This is a genomic window from Reichenbachiella ulvae, from assembly GCF_025833875.1.
Lineage (GTDB): Bacteria > Bacteroidota > Bacteroidia > Cytophagales > Cyclobacteriaceae > Reichenbachiella > Reichenbachiella ulvae.
In genome coordinates, this window is the sequence record NZ_JAOYOD010000001.1 from 1,917,086 (window position 1) to 1,939,240 (window position 22,155).

At 40.6% G+C, this 22,155-nt stretch carries 8 protein-coding genes; 2 read left to right on the forward strand and 6 right to left on the reverse strand.

Annotated elements, in window-relative coordinates:
• Positions 1-234: 234 nt before the first annotated feature.
• From N7U62_RS07735 to N7U62_RS07745, 3 genes are read right to left on the reverse strand one after another with little or no spacing between them, the layout of a single operon-like run.
• Complete coding sequence (locus N7U62_RS07735) at positions 235-753, reverse strand: hypothetical protein (RefSeq protein WP_264137356.1); 519 nt, start codon at positions 751-753, stop codon at positions 235-237.
• Positions 746-1,267 carry an acyl-CoA thioesterase gene (locus N7U62_RS07740; RefSeq protein WP_264137357.1) on the reverse strand — a complete coding sequence of 174 codons (522 nt, stop codon included), beginning with the start codon at positions 1,265-1,267 and terminating at the stop codon, positions 746-748. Before N7U62_RS07740 ends, N7U62_RS07735 begins: the two co-directional genes overlap by 8 nt.
• A 4-nt stretch (positions 1,268-1,271) precedes the next feature.
• On the reverse strand, positions 1,272-1,934 hold the full coding sequence (locus N7U62_RS07745) for a protein-L-isoaspartate(D-aspartate) O-methyltransferase (protein WP_264137358.1): 663 nt from the start codon (positions 1,932-1,934) through the stop codon (positions 1,272-1,274).
• 98 nt (positions 1,935-2,032) lie between these two features.
• On the opposite strand from N7U62_RS07745, the gene N7U62_RS07750 reads away from it, so the two are divergent.
• Complete coding sequence (locus tag N7U62_RS07750) at positions 2,033-2,620, forward strand: riboflavin synthase (protein WP_264140421.1); 588 nt, start codon at positions 2,033-2,035, stop codon at positions 2,618-2,620.
• Between the two features lie 35 nt (positions 2,621-2,655).
• Positions 2,656-3,357 (forward strand): LytR/AlgR family response regulator transcription factor, encoded by a 702-nt coding sequence (locus tag N7U62_RS07755; RefSeq protein WP_264137359.1) that lies wholly within the window; start codon positions 2,656-2,658, stop codon positions 3,355-3,357.
• Positions 3,358-3,437: 80 nt separating this feature from the next.
• On the opposite strand, the gene N7U62_RS07760 is transcribed toward N7U62_RS07755, so the two are convergent.
• Genes N7U62_RS07760 through N7U62_RS07770 form a run of 3 tightly spaced genes read right to left on the reverse strand, consistent with a single transcriptional unit; the run spans position 3,438 to position 22,147 of the window.
• Positions 3,438-19,628, reverse strand: a complete 16,191-nt coding sequence (locus tag N7U62_RS07760) for a T9SS type A sorting domain-containing protein (RefSeq protein ID WP_264137361.1) — start codon at positions 19,626-19,628, stop codon at positions 3,438-3,440.
• 25 nt (positions 19,629-19,653) lie between these two features.
• On the reverse strand, positions 19,654-21,000 hold the full coding sequence (locus N7U62_RS07765) for a hypothetical protein (RefSeq protein ID WP_264137362.1): 1,347 nt from the start codon (positions 20,998-21,000) through the stop codon (positions 19,654-19,656).
• Positions 20,993-22,147, reverse strand: coding sequence for a porin family protein (locus N7U62_RS07770; protein ID WP_264137363.1), 1,155 nt, complete (start codon positions 22,145-22,147; stop codon positions 20,993-20,995). The genes N7U62_RS07765 and N7U62_RS07770 overlap by 8 nt, the downstream gene beginning before the upstream one ends.
• Between the last annotated feature and the right edge of the window lie 8 nt (positions 22,148-22,155).

The following is a 22,155-nucleotide window of genomic DNA, read 5'->3' on the forward strand; positions in this document are numbered from 1 at the left end:
ACAGGAGCTATTTAATAAAGGGGCTTTCCCACAAACGTCATTATAATTCACAACAACAGCATCCTGCCATTGTCATTCCTATTAATGTGTCTATGGTACTAATCGTCTTCAATTTTCTTTAGATTAAATTTTCTTACGCAATGTTCCACTTTTCGTTGAAGAATTGCCAGAAATTAACAGATATTTTTCAACAGGAGGCAGAAGATTTATCGATTCTTTAACAAATCTTATTCTTTACAAGAACATCTTCTGCAAAGCTGCCCAGAGCTGCTTTCTATACTCAACCGAACCAGATATGGTTGCCAGATCGTGAGCCATGAGTACTTGCTGTCCAGATTGCTCGCTCACTTGATAGGGAGGCAGTACTCCAAAACCATGATTGGCAGTAAAGGCAATGACTCTGGCATGGTTGGGTTTATCATCAATAGGGTTGACCAACACATTCTGTTTGACTACATCCTCCCATTTCAATTTTACCGCACCCAATATCTTTTCTAAATAAGCCTTTTCTCCGGCTACCATATCTGCAGATTGTGAATTCTCAAATAGTACCAAAGTGCTGTCAATGATTGACGTTTTATACTCGGTAGCAGGTTCTTGAATTTGAGCTTCAGCTTGTGGTTCATCCCTAACTGGCTCAGGGTCATGTTCGACCACAACTTGTTTTTCTAAAGTGGCGACTTCTTGCTGATCATCGATCATATAGAGTTGCTCGTCAATCAAGTATTTCAGAAAGCTTGGATAATCACTCATCAAAAAATATGGATTTTAATTCTTTAGCTTCATCAGGTTTCATTCTTCCGGCCAACACCAATCTTAGCTGGCGCCTTCGCAATGCTCCCGCATGCTGTGCTTTTTCTTCTTCCGTTTCCGGTTCTACTTCAGGTACAGGCCTGGGCTTATTATCATCTCCTACTGCCACAAAAGTAAAATAAGCTGAATTACTCGGCTTTAACACACCACCGGGAGCATCCTCAGCAGTGACTTCAATAAATACCTCCATGGAGGACTTAAAAGCTCTCGTCACTGTCGCTTTCATATTCACCACCTCGCCCAAAGCGATGGGCTGTGAAAAAGACACATTATCCACAGAGGCAGTCACCACCACACTTCCCGAATGCCTTTGGGCACAAATGGCAGAACAGATATCCATCAGGTGCAGAAGCCTCCCCCCCATCAGATTATTGAAAGTATTGGTATCATTAGGCAGTACGAGTTCCGTTTTGATTACCTGGGATTCTTTGGGTGTCTTTTTGCTTAATGTCATTCTATTATTTTTTCCATCCCTTGTCTCCTAATAAGGGAACAAAGGCGAAGTTATTGAATTCTTCCTTTACAATCTGGCTCTCAGAAACCTTAGTGATTTTCACCATTCTTTGAGTAGTCAAATCACCCACGGGTATAATCAAACGTCCTCCAGGTTTCAACTGTGCTGTCAGCACCTCCACTGCCTGAATCGGTGCGCCAGCTGTAACTATGATCCCATCATAAGGAGCATATTCTTGACAGCCTAATGACCCATCTCCTACCAAATACCTGGACGCCTGGTACCCCATTTGGCCTAGCATTTTTTGGGCAAGCAGTGACAGTTTTTCTTTATACTCAATGGTTACCACTTCAGCACCCAACTCCAGCAAGACACAGCACTGATACCCAGAACCTGTCCCCACCTCCAAAATCTTATCCCCTGGTTTTACTTCAAGAATATCACTTTGAAAAGCCACTGTATAAGGCTGGGAAATGGTCTGCCCCTCTGCAATAGGAAAGGCTTTATCCTGATAGGCATGTGATTCAAAAATCTCATCAAAAAACACATGTCGAGGCACCGTACCAATAGCCTCCAGGACACGCTCATTGGCGATCCCTTTCTCTCTCAATTTGCGTACGAGCGAACGCCGCATTCCTTTATGTTTGTAGCTGTCCTTTACTCCCATATCGAATTCCAAAAATAGAGCAATATTTGACAATCAATCCCCTTGACGAAAACATATTTTCACTAACATTACACCCACAAATCAAGGACAATTTCATCATGTTCACCGGGATAATAGAAACAACAGGAAAAGTACTGAAAATTGAAAAAGAAGGAACCAACCTTCATTTTACAATTTCAAGCCAAATCAGCACTGAACTAAAAATTGATCAAAGTGTAGCCCATAATGGCGTATGTCTTACAGTAGTAGCTTTAGGGGACAATTGTCATACGGTAACGGCTGTAGAGGAAACCCTAAAGAAGACAACACTCGGGCAACTAACTGAGGGTTCTGTAGTCAATCTTGAAAGATGCATGCCTGCTAATGGCCGATTTGATGGACATATCGTACAGGGACATGTAGATCAAACAGCCAAATGCGTAAATAAGGAAACTTTAGATGGCAGTTGGCTATTTGATTTTGAGTATGATGATGCCATCGGAAACATAACTGTGGAGAAAGGTTCGATATGCATAGATGGGGTGAGTCTCACCTGTTTCAAGTCAGGAAAAAACAATTTTTCTGTCACCATTATTCCCTACACTTATGAGCACACTGGCTTTCAACACCTCGAATCCGGCGATGAAGTAAACCTGGAGTTCGATATAATTGGAAAATATGTTTCTAAACTTTTAAATAAAAACTAAATTAAGGTTTTTGAAATCCTAACTACTTTTCGAAGATGGCATTGAAGTGCATGGTGGTCGATGATGACGAATTAGCGAGATTAATGATCCGCAAATACGTAGAGAAGACCGATTTTTTAGAGCTGACCCACGAACTATCGAGCGGAATAGAAGCCTCCAATATTTTGTTGCAAAAAGACAACCCAGACGTGGATATTATTTTTCTGGATGTAGAAATGCCAGAAATGTCCGGAATGGAACTGATGGAGTCGCTCACCTCTGATTATCAAGTAATCATGATTACTTCTGCTGAGAAGTATGCCGTTCGAGCGTTCGAAAAGAACGCCACAGACTATTTGGTCAAACCATTTAGCTATGGCCGCTTCCTCAAAGCAGCTGTTAAAGCCAATGAGACACTTGAGAGCCTCAGAAAAAAGGCAGAGACCTTTCACGAGTTATATGTCAAATCAGATTCGAGGATTTACAAAATAGTACTGGACGACATCCTATTCATAGAGGCCATGGCTGATTATGTGATTTTCAACACCATCAAAGGAAAGCACATCGTACATCACACGATGAAGGGAATTGAAAAGAAATTACCTGGAAGTTTGTTTGCCAGGGTACACCGTTCTTATATTATCAATTTCGATAAAGTCAACTATTTTGAAGACATGAACGTGGTGATCAATGACAAGTACATTCCCGTAGGCGTATCTTATCGTGAAAAGGTATTTGATCGATTAAATATGCTATAAGAGATTTGATCCAATTTAATACAAAAAGCCCCGATAGGAATTCTATCGGGGCTTTTTGTTTCTGTGATCACAATTTATTTTTAGTGATGGATCAACAGCTTCTTAATATCGAATTTATAATTCTTACCCTGCACAGAGATAAAGTAAACTCCAGATGGGTAATCACTTGTAGAAAGCTTGAAAGCATCTAATCCTGTCGGAACTACACCTTGTTCGAATACTCTTCCAGTCTGATCATACATTACCCAATCCAATGACTCATCCAGATTAGTACCAAATGAAATACTCACTTCTTGATCTGAAGGGTTTGGATACAGCATGTAGTCCTTAATAGCATTCTGATCACCTGAAGCTAAGATATTATTTGCTACTGTCGCCTTACTGGTAATCAAATTAGATTCTGCTGTAGTTCCATCAGCCGTTACCATTTTGGCTTGATACACTTCTTTTGTATTTCTATTTTGAATGAAGACCACTGCAGCTAATTCTGCATCATCAGAAATATTAGCTAAGTCCCACTGGACATCAAGAGTAGTTGGATCTCCATCTGCATCATTGGCAGAACCAATTGGCAAGACGTCCCCATTGACCATATTTTCTGTCAACTTGATATATTGTCCAGAAGCATTTGGCAATAATTTTCTCAACACATTCTTGTGTTCATCTATTCCTCCAATGGTTTCTATAACAGTCCGTTCAATAATAGCTACAAAAGCGATCAATTCCTCTCCTGCCTCAAAACCTTCAGGCGTATTAACGGTAAAGCTAACACTACCCTTAATTTCTCCTTCAGTGGCTGTAGCATCTGGAAAAATATCAATCGTAAATCCAGGATCAGCCAACGAACTCAAAACCAAATCATTTTGCGTCCAGGTAAGAGTACCGTCACCAGCATTGGAACCATAATCACCATCCAGAAGTGATGTAACTTGATCCACCTGGTACCAACTTCTTCTCGCAGAAGGGTCTACCGAATTAAGTGTGTTGAAGGGGTCTTGAATATCATTGTCAAATGTTACATGATAGGCAATTGACAATTGATCAGAAGATAATCCAGCACTTTCCAATAATGCATCAATACCTGCCCCGAGTTCAGCAGTAGCCGTATTGTACAAATCCGCACCTTCATCATCAGACACACTGTAGAATTGCTCAACCAGCACACTCTTCGATCTTTCCTGAATCACAAAATCATCAAAGGCAAATCCAAATGGCTTATCCGATCCAGACTCTGGAGTTGATGCAATAGCAAATCTAAATCTCACATGATCGCGTCCTTCTTGTACCACATCGAGACTGTGCCTTGCAGACACCCATGTCAACTGATCTTGAATCCCAGACCAACCAGATGCCGTAAGCGCACCAAACTTATCTTGCTGCTGTCCAGGATCAGCACCTATGTTATTCCAATTAAACCATTCTAAACCTGACTTACTTCCACTCGGACCTCCTTCATTGCTCCCTAGAGTAACCCATGTTTGACCATTATCAATTGAGTACTGAAAGACAACTCCGTCTTTTGAGTCTTCAAATTGATAAATGGTATTAAATGAAACCATGGGTTTGGTCATCGCAGATAGATCAAATTCCGGGCTATACAACCATGAATCTTCGGAACCCAAATACTTGTTGCTACCATTGTCATTTAAGGTTGACCAAACAAACGGTCCAGAGGTAATTGGTTTGTCTGGATCAGTTGTCAATATTCCTTCACCATCAAAATCAACAGATTTCCATACCCAACTTTTATCTCTCAATGCTAATAGTCCTGTGGTATCATTAATGGCTATCGCATTATCCTTTAATGTCTCAGCATACCATCCATCCGTTTCAGGGTCAAAAGATCCTGATTCAAATGTTTGAACATATGGATTGTCAGGAGTTACCGAAATACTAGGAACAATTTGAACCTTCCTTTGTAGACTTGACCTACAAGTATTCCTTGTAGTCAGAGTCATTGTCACATCATAAACGCCAGGCTGATTGTAGACATACTCAATTGGACTAAAATCCTCTGATGCTGCCAAACCAGCATTAGAAATATCAGTCCATACCGTATCTGCACCTAATGAATAAACGATACCAATACTATCAATTCTGAAACTTTCCAGTTTCAATTCATCTACAAAGAATGAAGTAGGTCTATTGACCGTCACTGAATCCCAAACAAAAGAAATAGTAGGACTGATTGTAACCGGTACATCTTGAATGGTAATTCCATTCTCCAATATAGATGCACAACCCGTATTTGTATTTGAGGCATTGGGCATAGTATAAGTAGCTATTAATTGAGCCTCAAATATTTCCTCCAGAATATCATCTTGGGTCAATTGCAGTTTCTTCCTTACTACTCTACCCTCATTGGTTTCCTGAACCCCATTGGTGGTGAATAATGGAACTGGCGCATCACTTTCTGTATACCATGCCCATTCATAAGTCAAGTCTGACTCTAAGTAATTAGATTCAGGCAAAGTATTGGCAGAAAACTTGACGGATGGGGTCACACAGCCACCATCAATTTCAAAAGAAACTTTCGGTTGATCATAAAGCACAATTGTCTTTTCTATCGAATTCGTACAGCCATTTTGATCATCATATTCATATCTCAAAGTATAGTCAGCACTTATCCCATCTGTAGTCAAAGTCTCAATTTCGCTTCCTGGCTCTTCACTACCCCATCTGGATGGTTCAAATGTCGCTCTGGTAATATTACCCGCGGTTAAATTGATAGAATTTCCATTGACAAAGAATCTACCATTATCTCCTGAAATTGGGGCCGTCACTGAAACCACAAAATCCTCATTCGATTCACATATCACAAATTCAGTAACATTTTCAAATGTAGGCTCTTCTATACTGCTAAATTCCAAGGTTGAAAGAGGGTTGACGACAACAGTCTTCTTAATAGTATTGGTACAACCAGTATTGGAACTTGTATGTGTAAAAGACACAATATGACTGGTCGCATCACTTGCGTTTCCTTCTAAAACTCCACCAACCAAAGAATGTGCAATATCAGGATGAAAAATAGCCGTACCATCACCATTGCTCGTTATTCCGGAGCTGCCTGATTCCAGATCATAGATACCACTAGCTGCGGAAACACCTTCCACTACTCCAGATATCTCTACATCAGTTGTTGTTGCACAATACTCTCCACTGACACTTTGAGACCCTGATTCAATATTGGGAAATACAACATCCAGTGTAGGCAACTGCGTAACGGTTATGGTCTGTGTAACAGAGTTAGAACATCCCAAAACATCAGTATAATTAAATGTGATAGCATGATCTGTATCTTCACCTGTCGCCACACTCTGTCCTGCCACAGCAGCAGCTTGTGAGGCTGAAAATGTTGCCGTCCCATTACTTGAACCATTAACTAAAGTATTTGCAGACCAAGTACTATTTGAAGTCGCGAATGATGCTGAAGTTGCGTTACCAGTGGCATGAGTCCCTTGAAATGTGTAAACAACATCTTCATAACAAACTGCTGATCCATCTAAATCGATTTCTGAAGTACCTCCATCCAAATCATGATCGTAAACTATGCTCAACACTGGCTGTGGATTAACCACAAAATTTCGAGTTACCTGATTGTCACAGCCATTCACATCGGTATAACTAAAAGTTAACTGATGATTGGTAATATTATCTGTTCTGGAAGACCCTGAATTTGTCATTGCAGTCTGCAAATTGATAACTGCAGACCCATTCAAATTATCGGTCAAAGCATTGTTACCCGTATTTAGTATCCATGAACCTGAGGTAGCATTACTTTCAGAAGCTGCTCCTGTTTCCTGAGTTCCCTGTACCACTGCCGTTTGATCATCAAAACAGAACTCCTGTCCTTCTAGTTCAGCTCCACCAGAAACAATATCTAGTTTTGGCAATGGATTAATAGTTATGGTTTTGGTAATTGAATTTGAGCAACCAGTTCTCCCATCTCCATCATCAGTATATAAGAAAGTTACTATATGATCAGTTGGTATTCCAAGTGAATCTGTCCCAGCGTTGTTAATTGATTCTTTTAAATTAATTGTTGCTGTATTTGCTGTACCCAAATTAGTTTCAACCGTTCCTGACTTTATAAACCAGTAAATACTTCCATTGTCAATACTGGCATCTACAGAAGACGTAGCTGATCCGGAAGTTTCCTTACCTCTAACGCTAAAGCTTGCATCCTCATAACAAAGTTCTGCATCCGCAAGATTAGCCCCATTAGAATAATTGGCATAATCACCATTGAAAACCACATCAACTGTAGGCAATGGATTAACCGTTACCGTACTGGTAATAGTGTTTGAACAACCAGTTCCGGACTCTGTAAAACCGAAAGTGATGTTATGAGTACTAGGCAAGCCTTCTTCCGATTCTCCTGCACTAATGGCAGCAGTCGATGGTGTAAAGTCTACTGTAGAACCCACATTGGTAAATCCACCCGTATTAACTGACCAGGTAATAGTACCATCTGTTGATATTGCATCAATGCCTTCTTGTATTCCAGTTAAAGTTTCCAGCCCATTATCATAGCATAATGCTGTTCCATCAATAGAAGCGTCTGTATCATATACTATATCCAAAGTTGGTCTTGGATTAACAGTGATTGTTATCGAAACGCTATTCTGACAACTATTCGCATCGTTAAAGGTGTATGTCACCACATGGTCGGTAGATACTCCCTCTTCGGTAGTACCAGCATTGGCTGCCGCCACCTGCAAATCGAAACTCACACTTCCTCCAGATGTTGTTGACAAGGCACTATTCCCTGTACTTACGCTCCACGAACCAGCAAAAGCAAAAGCTCCCTCCTGAACTCCCTGCAGGGTAATAGAACCTTCCTCATAACATACTGCAAAAGAATTTGCCTCAGCACTAGCGGCATCATCATCATAAAAAGTCCCATCATAAGAAATATCCAAAGAAGGTTGAGGATTTATGGTTATATCATAAATGATATAATCTCCACAACTCGTAGTTCCATCGGTATAGTTATATCTTACATATACGGTTGTCGCACTCCCTTCTCTTGTTTCTCCTACAGCAACAGCAACTGCCGCAGGATCAAAACTTGCAGTACCATTTCCATTATCTGTGAATCCACCAGTTACAGCCGATGTTGCACTTAATGCATCAGCATTGCTTGCATACATAGCAAATGAACCACCTGTAGAATTGACTCCATCAACTTTCGCCTGAAGCGAAAAGGAAGCCTCATCATAACAAATCTCCGTACCGTCAGCATTAGCACCTATCGAATTCCCCCCTGCTGCCGTTGCATATTCTATGGTTAAATCAGGAATAGGGAAAATTGTAACAGTAACGTTGGTATTATTATTAGCGGCAAACTCACTACTCTCACAACCATCTTCTTCGACAGTCACGTAATAATTTATCGTCTGATCTGTATTTCTATCTACCGTTGGGAATAAAGGATGATCTGTTGCCAAAATTTCAGAACCATCTGTACTTTGAGAAGTACTAATTAGACCTGTTGAAGAGCTACTAGAATACCAATTGAAAGTGGCAGTACCATTATAATCCGTTTCATTCGCAATAGTCAACGATGATATGGTAGCATCTGCACAGTACTCATAAACATTGTTTCCATTATTTCCATCTATGGTTGGAGGTGCAGGAATATCGTTGATTGTATAATCAAAGCTCAGTGCTGTACTCTCACAACCCGCAAAACTTGAACCTGACACTCCTTTATCAGTCACCTGAGTTACGAAATAGGTATAAACACCCGCTCCAGTATTAGATGGGGTGAAGTTCGATTGAAAAAGCTCATCCACTAAAGGAGTATCATCATTTGTGTTATTGCTATTCGCATCAAAAACCCATGTAAAACGCTCCCCTGCAGAATTAAGAACCTGGAAAGTTGGTATTGTAGCCCCATCACAGATGGTTGGAGTTCCATTAACCAATGTAGGTGTCTCAGGAATCGATCTGATCAATATAGTTAGTTCAAGAGGATCACTTTCGCCTCCTGGGAAATTTTCATCAGAACCAGTGACTCCAGAATCCTTATTTACTGTCACATAGAAGGTATAACTACCAACCTCTGGAGTTCCCGACATATTGGTACCTCCATCCGAACGAGTTTCATCCGTCAACAAATCTATAGGGTTGATATACTCTCCCTCTGCTCCAGTCAAATTGGTACTAGTCAGAGCATTGGTTCGGTTTAAAGCATCGGTTTCAGATCTATACCAAACATATTTCAAATTTGGCTCACTGTTATCACTTGAATTGTTAACTACCTGAATAGGCTGAACAGCATCACCATAACAATAATACAATTCCGTATCACCATTTATTTCAGTTGGTTCTGAAGGCTTATCCCAGGTATTAATCTGCAAGGTGGTAAAATCACTTTGACAACCATCAAAATCCCCACTTATTTCAATAGAGGTGGTCTGATTGACTAAGAAATAGCTTTGAACGTCACTTGGAATACCTGTCAATCCAAGCTCATTGGCAGCTGCTGAGGCGTCTCTAGTAGCCACAACCGAAATTTGGCTGAACTTATCTCCAGAACTATTAGAAATGAACCAATTGAAATTTTGCTCATAGGTAGCATCTACAGTAAAGCTGGTTGATGCGTCGAATGTGTTAGAGGCTGAAAGTACCCCGGCTTCATAGTTCAATACTTCGTTGGTACCACCAGTGTAAGTCCCCACATCGGATGGTCCTAACACAACAGGCGCACTTTCTAATGGGTAAATGGTAATATCAACCGCAGTCCTCACACTACTTTCACATCCACCAAAATCAGTAGTCAATCGGGATGATCCCAGCAAATTCGTAGTTTGAGATAAGTATGCAGTGGCAGAATAAGTTGCTGTCAATTCATAAAACCCACTGGCACCATCTGTTGGGGCTGTCCCCTGATCAGCCGTCAAGCTAGGTACTACGTCCCCATAAGTAACATCCGAACCATCTGCATTAGCAATTGATGCTCCTCCAGTACTTGCATCATACCAACTGTATCTTACATTATTAGTTTGTGGGGTTGAAATCTCATCGGTCGATGCAATTCTCGAATTTAAATCTACCTCACCTGAGCATGCATTCAGATCAGAAAGGGCTGTTGATAATACAGGTGCTACAGGATAATCATAAATCACTACATCTATTTGCTGCAAACTACTAGAACAGCCATCAAAGGTTCCATTTGTGTTTTTATTCTCTCTTTTTGCAAAATACAAAGTGTATGTACCTGCTGTTGGGCTGGTTGGAGATTCACCGAAGTAACTGAAAAATTCAGTCCCTGTGATAGTTGTATTTCCTGCCGCAGCAAAAATACCCTCGGAAGCACCATCACTTGCACCATCACCTCCTACATCAATTCCCAGACCGTCAATTACATTGACTCCATCTGAATCATACCAATCATAAAAGTCAGATCCGGCGGTAACGCTTGGAGATGAAATAACAATATCACTTATTGCTCCCTGACAATATTCAAAAGTATATACTCCTGAAACCACCTCAGCTCCTGTTGCACTCACATCCAATACAGGATTGGCAGGCGTACTATAGACCTCTACAGTCACTGTAGAAAAATCACTTTCACAACCATCAAATCCGGTCACGTCCGTATAGTGAGTTTGTGTGAAGTGGAAAACATGTGTACCCACTGCTGGGTTAATTGTACCGAAAAGGTCAAAGACGCTTGTCGATAATCCTGAAGCTGTTCCTGCTTCTTCATGCACGAGATTTCCTAACCCACCAAATCCATCATCCTCATACCATCTGACTTTTGTAGTAGCATTTTGACCTGAAACCGAAAATACTTCTAAATCATCTGGGTCACAATATTCGAGAACATAGTCATTTGTTGTTGGCTCATACCCCACACCCATTGTTGCTATATCCAAATCAGGCTTTGCTGGTACTGCATATATGGAAATAACTGCAGTGGCAGTGTTAGTACATCCCAAATTCACGGAATTATCACCTGGATCTTGTGCAGCAGATGAACTAACCTGAATTTGATAACTTGAACTAGTTCCTGACATGGCCAAAGAAGCACTAATTGATCCGTCCGCAATGGCTGAAAAATCCAAACTCGTATTGGAAACGGTAACATAGTTGGCCTCATTAAAAGTACCACTTCCCGGTGTAGTTTCTTTTACAATTCTGTATTGAGTAAATCCAATATTCGCGGAATTACCACCATGTGTGATAACTGCATCTAAAGTCTCATCAGCCGCATCTACACAAAAATCATCCGCCAAATTATTTTCCAAATCAATTGTAGGCAGATCGTAAACGATGAATTCCGTATTACCCAGAGGGTTTTTCTCAGACTCCGGCAGGGTAGCACCATCTTTCACGAAATACCTAACGATTCTAAAAGTCCCAGGGCCGCTGACAGTAGGATCAAATGACCAATTGGCAACCGACCAATCTGCAGAAGCAGGATTAGTAGCCGAACCTGCCCATGAAGCAGGTGGAGTTAGAGGATCATTAATAATTATTTCTGTAGCCCCAGAATTAAAGGCCTCCAATTCATAAAAATATACACCAGTCGGCTCAGTAGATGGATTGGGATCCACATTCATAGTGTTATTGATATATGCAGAAGACTCACAGAAATACTGAGAAAAAACATTGGCAAACAATGTTTCATCAGCATCTGACACACTAAAAGTTCGTGATACCTCAAACTCTTCTCCATCAGAATTTCTTGTTAAAGTATAAGATACCACATGGTTATTACTGATACCTGCCGCGCTAGGTCTAAATCGTACGGTCGCCAAAGAAGCATCTGCAACCCCAATATCTTCATTTACTAATCCTGGACCATCATAGTTACCAGAGTGTGCCCCTGAAGGAAAATCTGCAGAAATTAAAGTTCCCGTGTCATCATCATCAGTAAAGGCCGTAGTATTTGGGTTGAGCGTGATGCCAAATACAGCTATATCTACATCGGAAACGTCACTTATACAGCCATCACCATCGGTTTCCTGAACTTGAACTGTATATAGGGCACTATTGCTATTACTGAAGGTATTAGGAAAACTTCCAGTTGTATTCCAACCTGTTTCATCTACTGTAGCAGTATTACTTTGTGCAGCAGAGCCATCCAAATAAGTCCAATCGAAGGTACCTCCTGCTCCTGAAGCAGTCAGGTCAAAGGTGCCCGACAAATCAATTCTAAATTGGCCATTCGTTACATCCCCTGTTCCTGCCAAAGAAATTGAAGGGGCAGAAGGCCTTGCCTTACTCGCCACTGATCCCAAAACAAAGGCGGGATCACCAATGTTCGCTCCATAGATATTGGCAGTTCCCCCAAATCTGGTAAAAGTTGTCGTACTTGTCCCAGAAGTCTTAGCCTTAACCTCCAGCCCAGAAACTGTTAAGGTATTCAACTCACTCAAAGAGGCACTTGAAGCTGTAAACTCTAACTGTAAAATATCATTAGCAGGATAACTTACACTCGTTCCTGTAATTTGAGTACCGCTTGATGTAAGAGAACCAACAGATGTGTTAAACTCAAAATTAGCTGGTAACTTGATCAAATAATTAACTGCCGATCCTGCCTTAATATCATTCGCAATTCGCTCTGTTATTACTAAATCTACGGTTCCTGTATTACCCACCTCAGCTATTCCATCCAAACAAAGGTTAGTCCAAACAGGACTAGTTATAGAGACTCCTCCGGTTTGTACATTCAAAAAACTAAAAATTGAAGATTGGTTCAGCAAAGTTTCATCTTCAATTAGATAATATATATCATAAGTAGATTTTGCACTCAAGGTAAGATCAACAACAAAATCATTACCAATGTTATCCACATTGATAGATCCGTTGGCAGCTGCAGGAGCATCCGCTCCGTCAGTCCCTGCTTTTAATTGTGTTGCATTTGGTGCTGCAGCACCATCCAAAATCGCTACATAATAGAGCGTCCCTGTCTCATCAGAATTAAATGTCAATTCAATATTGGCATCCTCGGCAACACCTGTTTCCGTATCGAAAGAAGGAGCCGTATTGTCTATAGTATAGGTCTCCTCTGAAGAAATAGAGGTACCATCAAAATCATTACCTCCTAGGTCATCTATGTCTTGACCTGCAGCAAAATTAAGATCTAGCAAACCATCACCACCTACACCAGTAATATTCACGATGTACTCTTGAGCAGAATTCGGGGTTACACTTATGGCTCCTGTGGTAGCACTGCCAGCAATTTCGAAATCTGATCCATCAGCACTTACATTGGTTACATCCTTATTGAAAGTAACTGTAAAATTGACACTAGTTGCGTTGGTTCTTTCGGCAGCAGCTCCAGTTCGAATAATGGAAGATACTATAGGTGAAGAATTATCAATCCCGAAGGTAGCTGAAACTTCATTTGTACCTCCATTTAGGAAATTCCCTCCAAAATCAGGGATTCCAGAACCTATTAAGGTAATACCCAAAGTACCATCTCCTGCCACATTATTGACTGTAACCGTATATTCCGTACCTGAAACATCAGGAGTCAATATTATACTACCACTAAAGACAGCATTATCTGCAGTTAAATTATTAGAGCCAATCCCATTTATCGTTGCTCCCGATAGTTGTATTGAAATATCAGCCAAAGAAAACTCCGCATTATTTATTTTTTCATTGAATAACACATCAAAACTAACACTCGATGCAGTTGTCTGACTGACGGTACCTTCAGCAGCACTTGGAGCATTCCTTGTTAAGGTCACAGTTGGATTCGAGCTATCGTTATCTATTACTACACTACCCGTAGGTGCGCTGTTCCCACCATAATCTGCTATTTCATTATTGCTATTGGTATAAGTCACAGTTAAATCACCAACTGCTGTGGACAAATCACCACTGGTGGTAATCAAAATGTCCGTATCGAAACCAGTATCATCCACCTGTGACACCACCGTAAAACCAGTTCCCTCTCCATCCACAATAGTAAAATCTGTTGGGTTGGTTTCATTGCTTTGAACTACATCATCAAACGTCACTATTATCTCAGTTGTAGGGCTACCTCCCAATGCGGCAGAAGTAATTTGAGGAGCAGACTGATCATAATTTATTTTAACTCCACTAAATGAGGCAACACTGAGTGTATTGGTAGCATCATCTTCGATAGCTGTAGTACTAGGTGTAAAATCAAAAACTAAATCACCTACAGCTGATGAAAGATCGAATCCCGTTAATTCCAATTCCACATCACCAGTAACATTGTCAGTCAGGTCATTCGCAGCAGCAGGACTAAAATCAGTTCCCTCAGCATCGGTAATGGTAAATTCAGTAGCATCAGCAGCCACTAAATCAACTGCCTTATTAAAGTTCAAGGTAAACTCTGTAGAGCTAACTACGTCCACGCTGATAAGTACTAAGGCATCTACAGTATTAAAAGTCCAAGCTGTTCCTGTAAAATCAGAAACATAACTCAATTCTCCAGCACTAACAGCACTGGTATTATTAGGCAAATCAGAAAATGCACCATCATCCACATTGACCGTATAAGATCTTCCTCCAGTAGGGACCGTGGGCAATGTGATTGAAACCAAGCCATTTGCATCACAGCTCACTCTACTGATATCATCAGCATCAACAGTGATATACTGAAAAGGTGAAGTACTATATACTCCTATTTGTTTACCAGCTACACCAGAAACTTCTTCACTAAATTGTATTTGAATCACATCTGTCAAAGGATCCATAGTAGACCCTATCGTTGGGACTACATCTGTAGCTCCTGAAAGAACATAAGGTGCTGTGGTATCATAAACATCAATATCATTGGCAACAGCTGAAGTACCCAATGAGTTGCTTCCAGATTCACTACCTGTCGTTCCATCTGCATCAGCAACGGTTAGTACAGCATTTTCATTTTCATCATTGATATTCAAGGTAACCTCTACCTCGCCTGCAGTCAATGTAGCAGAAGTTAAGCTTAAACCGCTGGGGCCTGATAACGATAAAGAAGATGTTTCATCCAGATCTACACTACCATTGGCGTCTTGCGCTTGAATCGTGAAAACAATATCTTCAGTTTCTCTTTCGAAAGGTCCAGCTGCTTCAGGATTTCCAGAAGAAAAAATTAACCTGTCTCCTAATACTTCTATCAAGTTATCCTCACCCGACAACCCATTAGTTGCAGGGGATATACCGGCATAGTCTCCTGAGCTTGGCACTCCTCCAGGAGTGAAATTAGAACCGCCACCATTGGTAACTCCAGTAACAGCAATTGAAATAATATCATTATCGGTCACCACACTGTTAAAAGATGCACGAACCTCAAATCTAACTGAATCATTATCTGCAATATCAAAATCCTTGTTAATTCCTAACAACCCATTCAATACACTTTTAGACAAATCGAAATTGAATACATTGCTACCCTCGGTAGCCACATCAAATTCTCCCAACTCCACACCTGCAGCAAAATTCAAACTAGCATCAAAAGTATAAAGAGCGATTTGATCTATATTCTCATGATTGGTAACCGTAATTTCAAATGAAGTGATTGTTGTTGGATCCGTATCACTATCACTTTCCATGGCCACATTATCATATTGCCCACCATCTCTGACAGTGAATCGAGCCAACACGATATCTCCTGTACCATCACCATTAATGTCAGTTTCAGTGTATTGTGTATAATCTATTTTTTCTGGATAAGGAAAATCCGCATCTTCAACGACATCCGAACTAGCGTCTAATGCACTGAATTGAATCGTCTGATCAGAATATCCACTGATACTACTAGTGGCCTGAAGCCTCCAATTACCTCCTTTGCTCGCTTCTAATGCTGTCCAATTGATTACTCCATCGGTAAAGGCTACTGTAGTCAAGCCTATACCATCGGTGGTGCTTAAACTTGACCCACCAGGTTTGGTACTAGCGATCAAATCAACTGTCTCCGCAAAATCAACATCTACATTACCCAAGGCGTCTTGAGCCTGCAACTCTAAAGAAAAATCTGTAGCGGTAAAAACCGAAAAGGTAGCTGCATCTTGTGGATCACCACCGTTTATGTCGGTGAAGACAATATCAGAAGCTGTCACTTCAATCTGGTTCTCAGTACTTGTGTTTGTATCAACCAAATCTGATCCCCCAACAAAAGTAGCATCCATTCCTGATCCAGATCCTGATACAACTATCGTACTTACATCTAGGGTTACTTCTAAGGACTGATTGTCTACTACTGTCCCGTCTGTAACCAAAGTCACATAGATACTAAAATCTACCGTACCTTCATCAGTGGCAGTCAAGGTCAGAGAACTAAATGAAATACTTCCTGCTGTCAAAGTCCCTTCTGCCAATTCACTCCCGGCTGAATATAGCGCTACCTTATTGATGTTGTCTGGATTAGATATCGAGATATCAAAATCTGTAATAATTGTCCCTATTCCATCAGAATCTGTGTTATCTGCTCCACCATCGCGTAAGGTAAATCGAGCGATTTCCAATTCATCACCTGTACTTGACAAATCTATATCTGTCGCATCATAGGTCGTCGGATCAAAATCCGATTGCTTTGTTAAGCTTGCCACTACGATGTCTGACTCACTATCTGGGGCGGTAATATCAAAAGTGCTACTCGTATATGGACCACCTACTATATTGGTTGCTGCTGCTGCGGTCAACTGTAGGGTACTTCCTGTAGCTGTGTGTATAATGTCAAAGGTCGCTACTCCTGAAATTGGAGTGACTGTCTGTGGTGTGGAATTCAGTGTGCCTGTGGATGTGATACTCAAATCTCCTGATACTGCAGTATTATCCGTATCTACGTTCCCATTTGCATCTACTATAGATACCGCTACGCTGGGACTCATGCTTGCATATTGGGTAGCACTGCTTGCGTCCTGACTAAATTCAAGAGCTGTTGCTGTCACTTCAATCTGGTTCTCAGTACTTGTGTTTGTATCAACCAAATCTGATCCCCCAACAAAAGTGGCATCCATTCCTGATCCAGATCCTGATACAACTATCGTACTTACATCTAGAGTTACTTCTAAGGACTGATTGTCTACTACTGTCCCGTCTGTAACCAAAGTCACATAGATACTAAAATCTACCGTACCTTCATCAGTGGCAGTCAAGGTCAGAGAACTAAATGAAATACTTCCTGCTGTCAAAGTCCCTTCTGCCAATTCACTCCCGGCTGAATATAGCGCTACCTTATTGATGTTGTCTGGATTAGATATCGAGATATCAAAATCTGTAATAATTGTCCCTATTCCATCAGAATCTGTGTTATCTGCTCCACCATCGCGTAAGGTAAATCGAGCGATTTCCAATTCATCACCCGTACTTGACAAATCTATATCTGTCGCATCATAGGTCGTCGGATCAAAATCCGATTGCTTTGTTAAGCTTGCCACTACGATGTCTGACTCACTATCTGGGGCGGTAATATCAAAAGTGCTACTCGTATATGGACCACCTACTATATTGGTTGCTGCTGCTGCGGTCAACTGTAGGGTACTTCCTGTAGCTGTGTGTATAATGTCAAAGGTCGCTACTCCTGAAATTGGAGTGACTGTCTGTGGTGTGGAATTCAGTGTGCCTGTGGATGTGATACTCAAATCTCCTGATACTGCAGTATTATCCGTATCTACGTTCCCATTTGCATCTACTATAGATACCGCTACGCTGGGACTCATGCTTGCATATTGGGTAGCACTGCTTGCGTCCTGACTAAATTCAAGAGCTGTTGCTGTCACTTCAATCTGGTTCTCAGTACTTGTGTTTGTATCAACCAAATCTGATCCCCCAACAAAAGTGGCATCCATTCCTGATCCAGATCCTGATACAACTATCGTACTTACATCTAGAGTTACTTCTAAGGACTGATTGTCTACTACTGTCCCGTCTGTAACCAAAGTCACATAGATACTAAAATCTACCGTACCTTCATCAGTGGCAGTCAAGGTCAGAGAACTAAATGAAATACTTCCTGCTGTCAAAGTCCCTTCTGCCAATTCACTCCCGGCTGAATATAGCGCTACCTTATTGATGTTGTCTGGATTAGATATCGAGATATCAAAATCTGTAATAATTGTCCCTATTCCATCAGAATCTGTGTTATCTGCTCCACCATCGCGTAAGGTAAATCGAGCGATTTCCAATTCATCACCTGTACTTGACAAATCTATATCTGTCGCATCATAGGTCGTCGGATCAAAATCCGATTGCTTTGTTAAGCTTGCCACTACGATGTCTGACTCACTATCTGGGGCGGTAATATCAAAAGTGCTACTCGTATATGGACCACCTACTATATTGGTTGCTGCTGCTGCGGTCAACTGTAGGGTACTTCCTGTAGCTGTGTGTATAATGTCAAAGGTCGATACTCCTGAAATTGGAGTGACTGTCTGTGGTGTGGAATTCAGTGTGCCTGTGGATGTGATACTCAAATCTCCTGATACTGCAGTATTATCCGTATCTACGTTCCCATTTGCATCTACTATAGATACCGCTACGCTGGGTGACATAGAAACATTCGGAGGGGCATTCGATACATCTTGACTAAAACTCAAAGCTGAAGCCACTACTTCAATTTGATTTTCTGTACTGGAATTCGAATCTACTAAATCAGCTCCTCCCAAGAATGCTGCACTTAAGTTTGTACCAGTACCAGATGCTGTTACAGTACTGACATCTACAGTAACTTCTAAAGACTGATTATCCACAACTGTACCATCAGTAATCAAGGTAACATAAATACTAAAATCCACACTCCCATCGTCAGGAGCAGTCAGTGTTAAAGTATTAAATGAAATAATTCCACTGGATAAAGTCCCTTCTGCCAATTCACTCCCGGCTGAATATAGCGCTACCTTATTGATGTTGTCTGGATTAGATATCGAGATATCAAAATCTGTAATGATTGTCCCCAATCCATCTGCATCTGGAGCTGTAGAACCGCCATCTCTTATAGTAAATCGAGCGATTTCCAATTCATCACCAGTACTTGACAAATCTATATCTGTCGCAACAAAAGAAGTTGGATCAAAATCTGATTCCTTTAAAAAACTGGCTACTACTATATCAGAGTCTTGAGCAAAACCAATAAATCCAACCGAACATAAAAAAACAACAAGCAAAAACTGTTTCATAAAACCATAGCTATTTTTTCCGAAGATGCGATCATTAGACTTACTCATTGTCATTTCGTCTTTATCCATTAAATCAAAAGGTGAATTGTCACTCAGTCTAGATTTGTCAGTTTCTCCCATCTTCTTTCTTATCATTTCAATATCCTTGCTGGCAGATATATGATTAATTCCTTCCATTCTAAAATTGTAACACCTCGTAGTATTACTTAAACTCCCCACGGAAATTGGTTTTAAATAGCGACATCATAGTAGTCGAACCAAAATCCACAGTGGCACCAATTACTAACGCACCATCAGGTCTCAATAGTATAGCATTGGCTTGATCATTATCTTCACTTCCCATGATCCTGAAATTCTCAGTATCTAAAGTTCCAAATGCATCCATTCTAAACACTACTATCTCATTCTCCTTAAATTCACCACTGCTTGTAGTATAACTATCCAGTTGCCCAGCGACATAAATAGCTCCACTAGGCAGTCTAACCAAATCCATACCCCTGCTTCCATTCGCATCTATACCCATTTCAGAAACCACATCTATCTTCAATTCATCAGTTGGTCTTTTTGGTAGAGTTTGATTGATTCTCGCGAAAAAGGTCTGTTTGGCTTGCTCTGTTCCTGAAGCTCCTGTTAATAAAAGTGTCCCATTGGCCGCTACAAAATTGGTAGCTTCATCTTGATCCGTAGTTCCATAAAACTCACTGTTTAGAACTACCCCACTTTGTGAATTGAATTCTTGAATAAAAACATCACGCAGTCCGTAACCTAGCGGGCTTCCTAATGGGATTGTACTAGTTGACAGACTGAAATATCGTCCCTCATCTTCTAACAATTTCACCCCCCTATCTTCCAATCGTAATCCTGAAATATCAATCCAGCTTGGGTTTTCGGAGGCCGTTTGCATATCCCCAGTATTAGGAATACTCATCAAAAAGATACTACTAGGATCATTAAGGTAAGTGGCGTCACTCCATGTTTCAGTACTTCCAAGGATGATGAATTCATCGTCCATCTCATTCCATAACACATCAGCCCCAGAGGTGGAAACAAATCCTCTATCTTCCAAACTAGTAGCTGGTCTATTGTCTTCATATTGATAAATCAATTGCTCATTGACAGCCCCAGATGCTACATCGATATTGAGCATAAAAATGCTAAGTGTGTCTGAAATATTGCTTGTACCAATGGCCAAAAAACTCTGGTCATTATTAATCAAACGAATCGAACTGGGTATATCCTCACTAAATGCCCTATTAGCATTACCATGATCGTAACCATACTTCTGTTGCCAAATACCATTACCGGCCGAATCCGTTTTTACAATATAAAAATCAACATCTCCTGATTCCGTATTGTTGGTTTGTCCTAAAATGATGAACTCTGAAGATGAGGTTTGAACCATATCTATCAAATGTTCATTACCCGTACTCCCAAAATATTTAATGAATACTTCACTAGGATCTAAACTACTAGGATCCTCTTGTGCACAAGAAAAAAACAAGGCACAAAAAACTACCAAAAGGGTATATTTCCACATTTGCTTAATCATTTCTTTGCTTTTTTCTTTTCAACTTTTCCAACTTCGAATCAGAATACTTCTTGGGGTTATAGAAGGAATGAATGAATCCAACAGATACTGCAATACTATTTAATACCTTATCATCATCAACATGCCCAATACTCCAATTGAAATCATCTGAAGCATATCGATTTTCCCCATCTACGAAATTAGCTCCTCCCATATAGTACCCAGCCTCAATGAACAGACTATTGGTTCTCTTAACAGTATATTTCAATCCAATTCCCCCATACAATGACCAATTGGTAGTATTTCGCATATCGTATTGAGTTAAATCCAAACCAGTCACAAACTTGGTACCCAAACCAGACCTACTTCCAGTCATACTTGAAGCCACTAAAAAATCATAAGAACCGCCAGCTGTGACATATGGAACATAATTACCTAATGGAATATTATATCGAAGCAATAGAGGTACTTTTATCCAGCTCTGGCTTTCAGACAAGGAGACTTCAAATGAACCTGTGTTGTACTCAATTTCAGGATCATTATCCAGACCATTACTAATTAGCTGATATTCCAATTCATAATTATTAGTCACAAACTGTCCTCTCAAAATGATCTCGAGGTTTTTGATTATCATATATTCCAATGTAAGTCCAAATTGAGTACCAAAGGCGGTACCGAACTCTTTGGAAACCTGACTTCCGGTAGGATCGAAATCAAAACCATTATTGGCTTGATTGAAACCTCCATAGGACTGAAGAGAGCTCACTGAACTCATATTCATCCCAAGAAATCCCCCCAAACGAAAAATAGGTTTGGACCTATATTTAGAAAACAATATTCTTAATTCTGCAGGATCATTCGGGTCATTGTCTGGGTGCTCAGGATCTACTTGCAGCAAATGAACCACTGCATCTTCGGCATCAGGCTCATTATCCATAAATAAATATACCAAGGCCAAAAGACGATAGGCTCTGATCTTTTCCTCTTTGGAAAAACCCTCTTTAGAAGTCAGACAGGTTCCTTCATTTAGTTTTTTGGTCACCTCATAGAGTCTTCCTGCTTCATACAGATCTTCTGCTTCACTGATTTTCTGCGTACAGTTACTCTGAGCAAAAGAGACCTGAGCCAGTCCCACCAAACATATAAGTAAGAGTAAATTTCTTTTCAAGCTGAGTT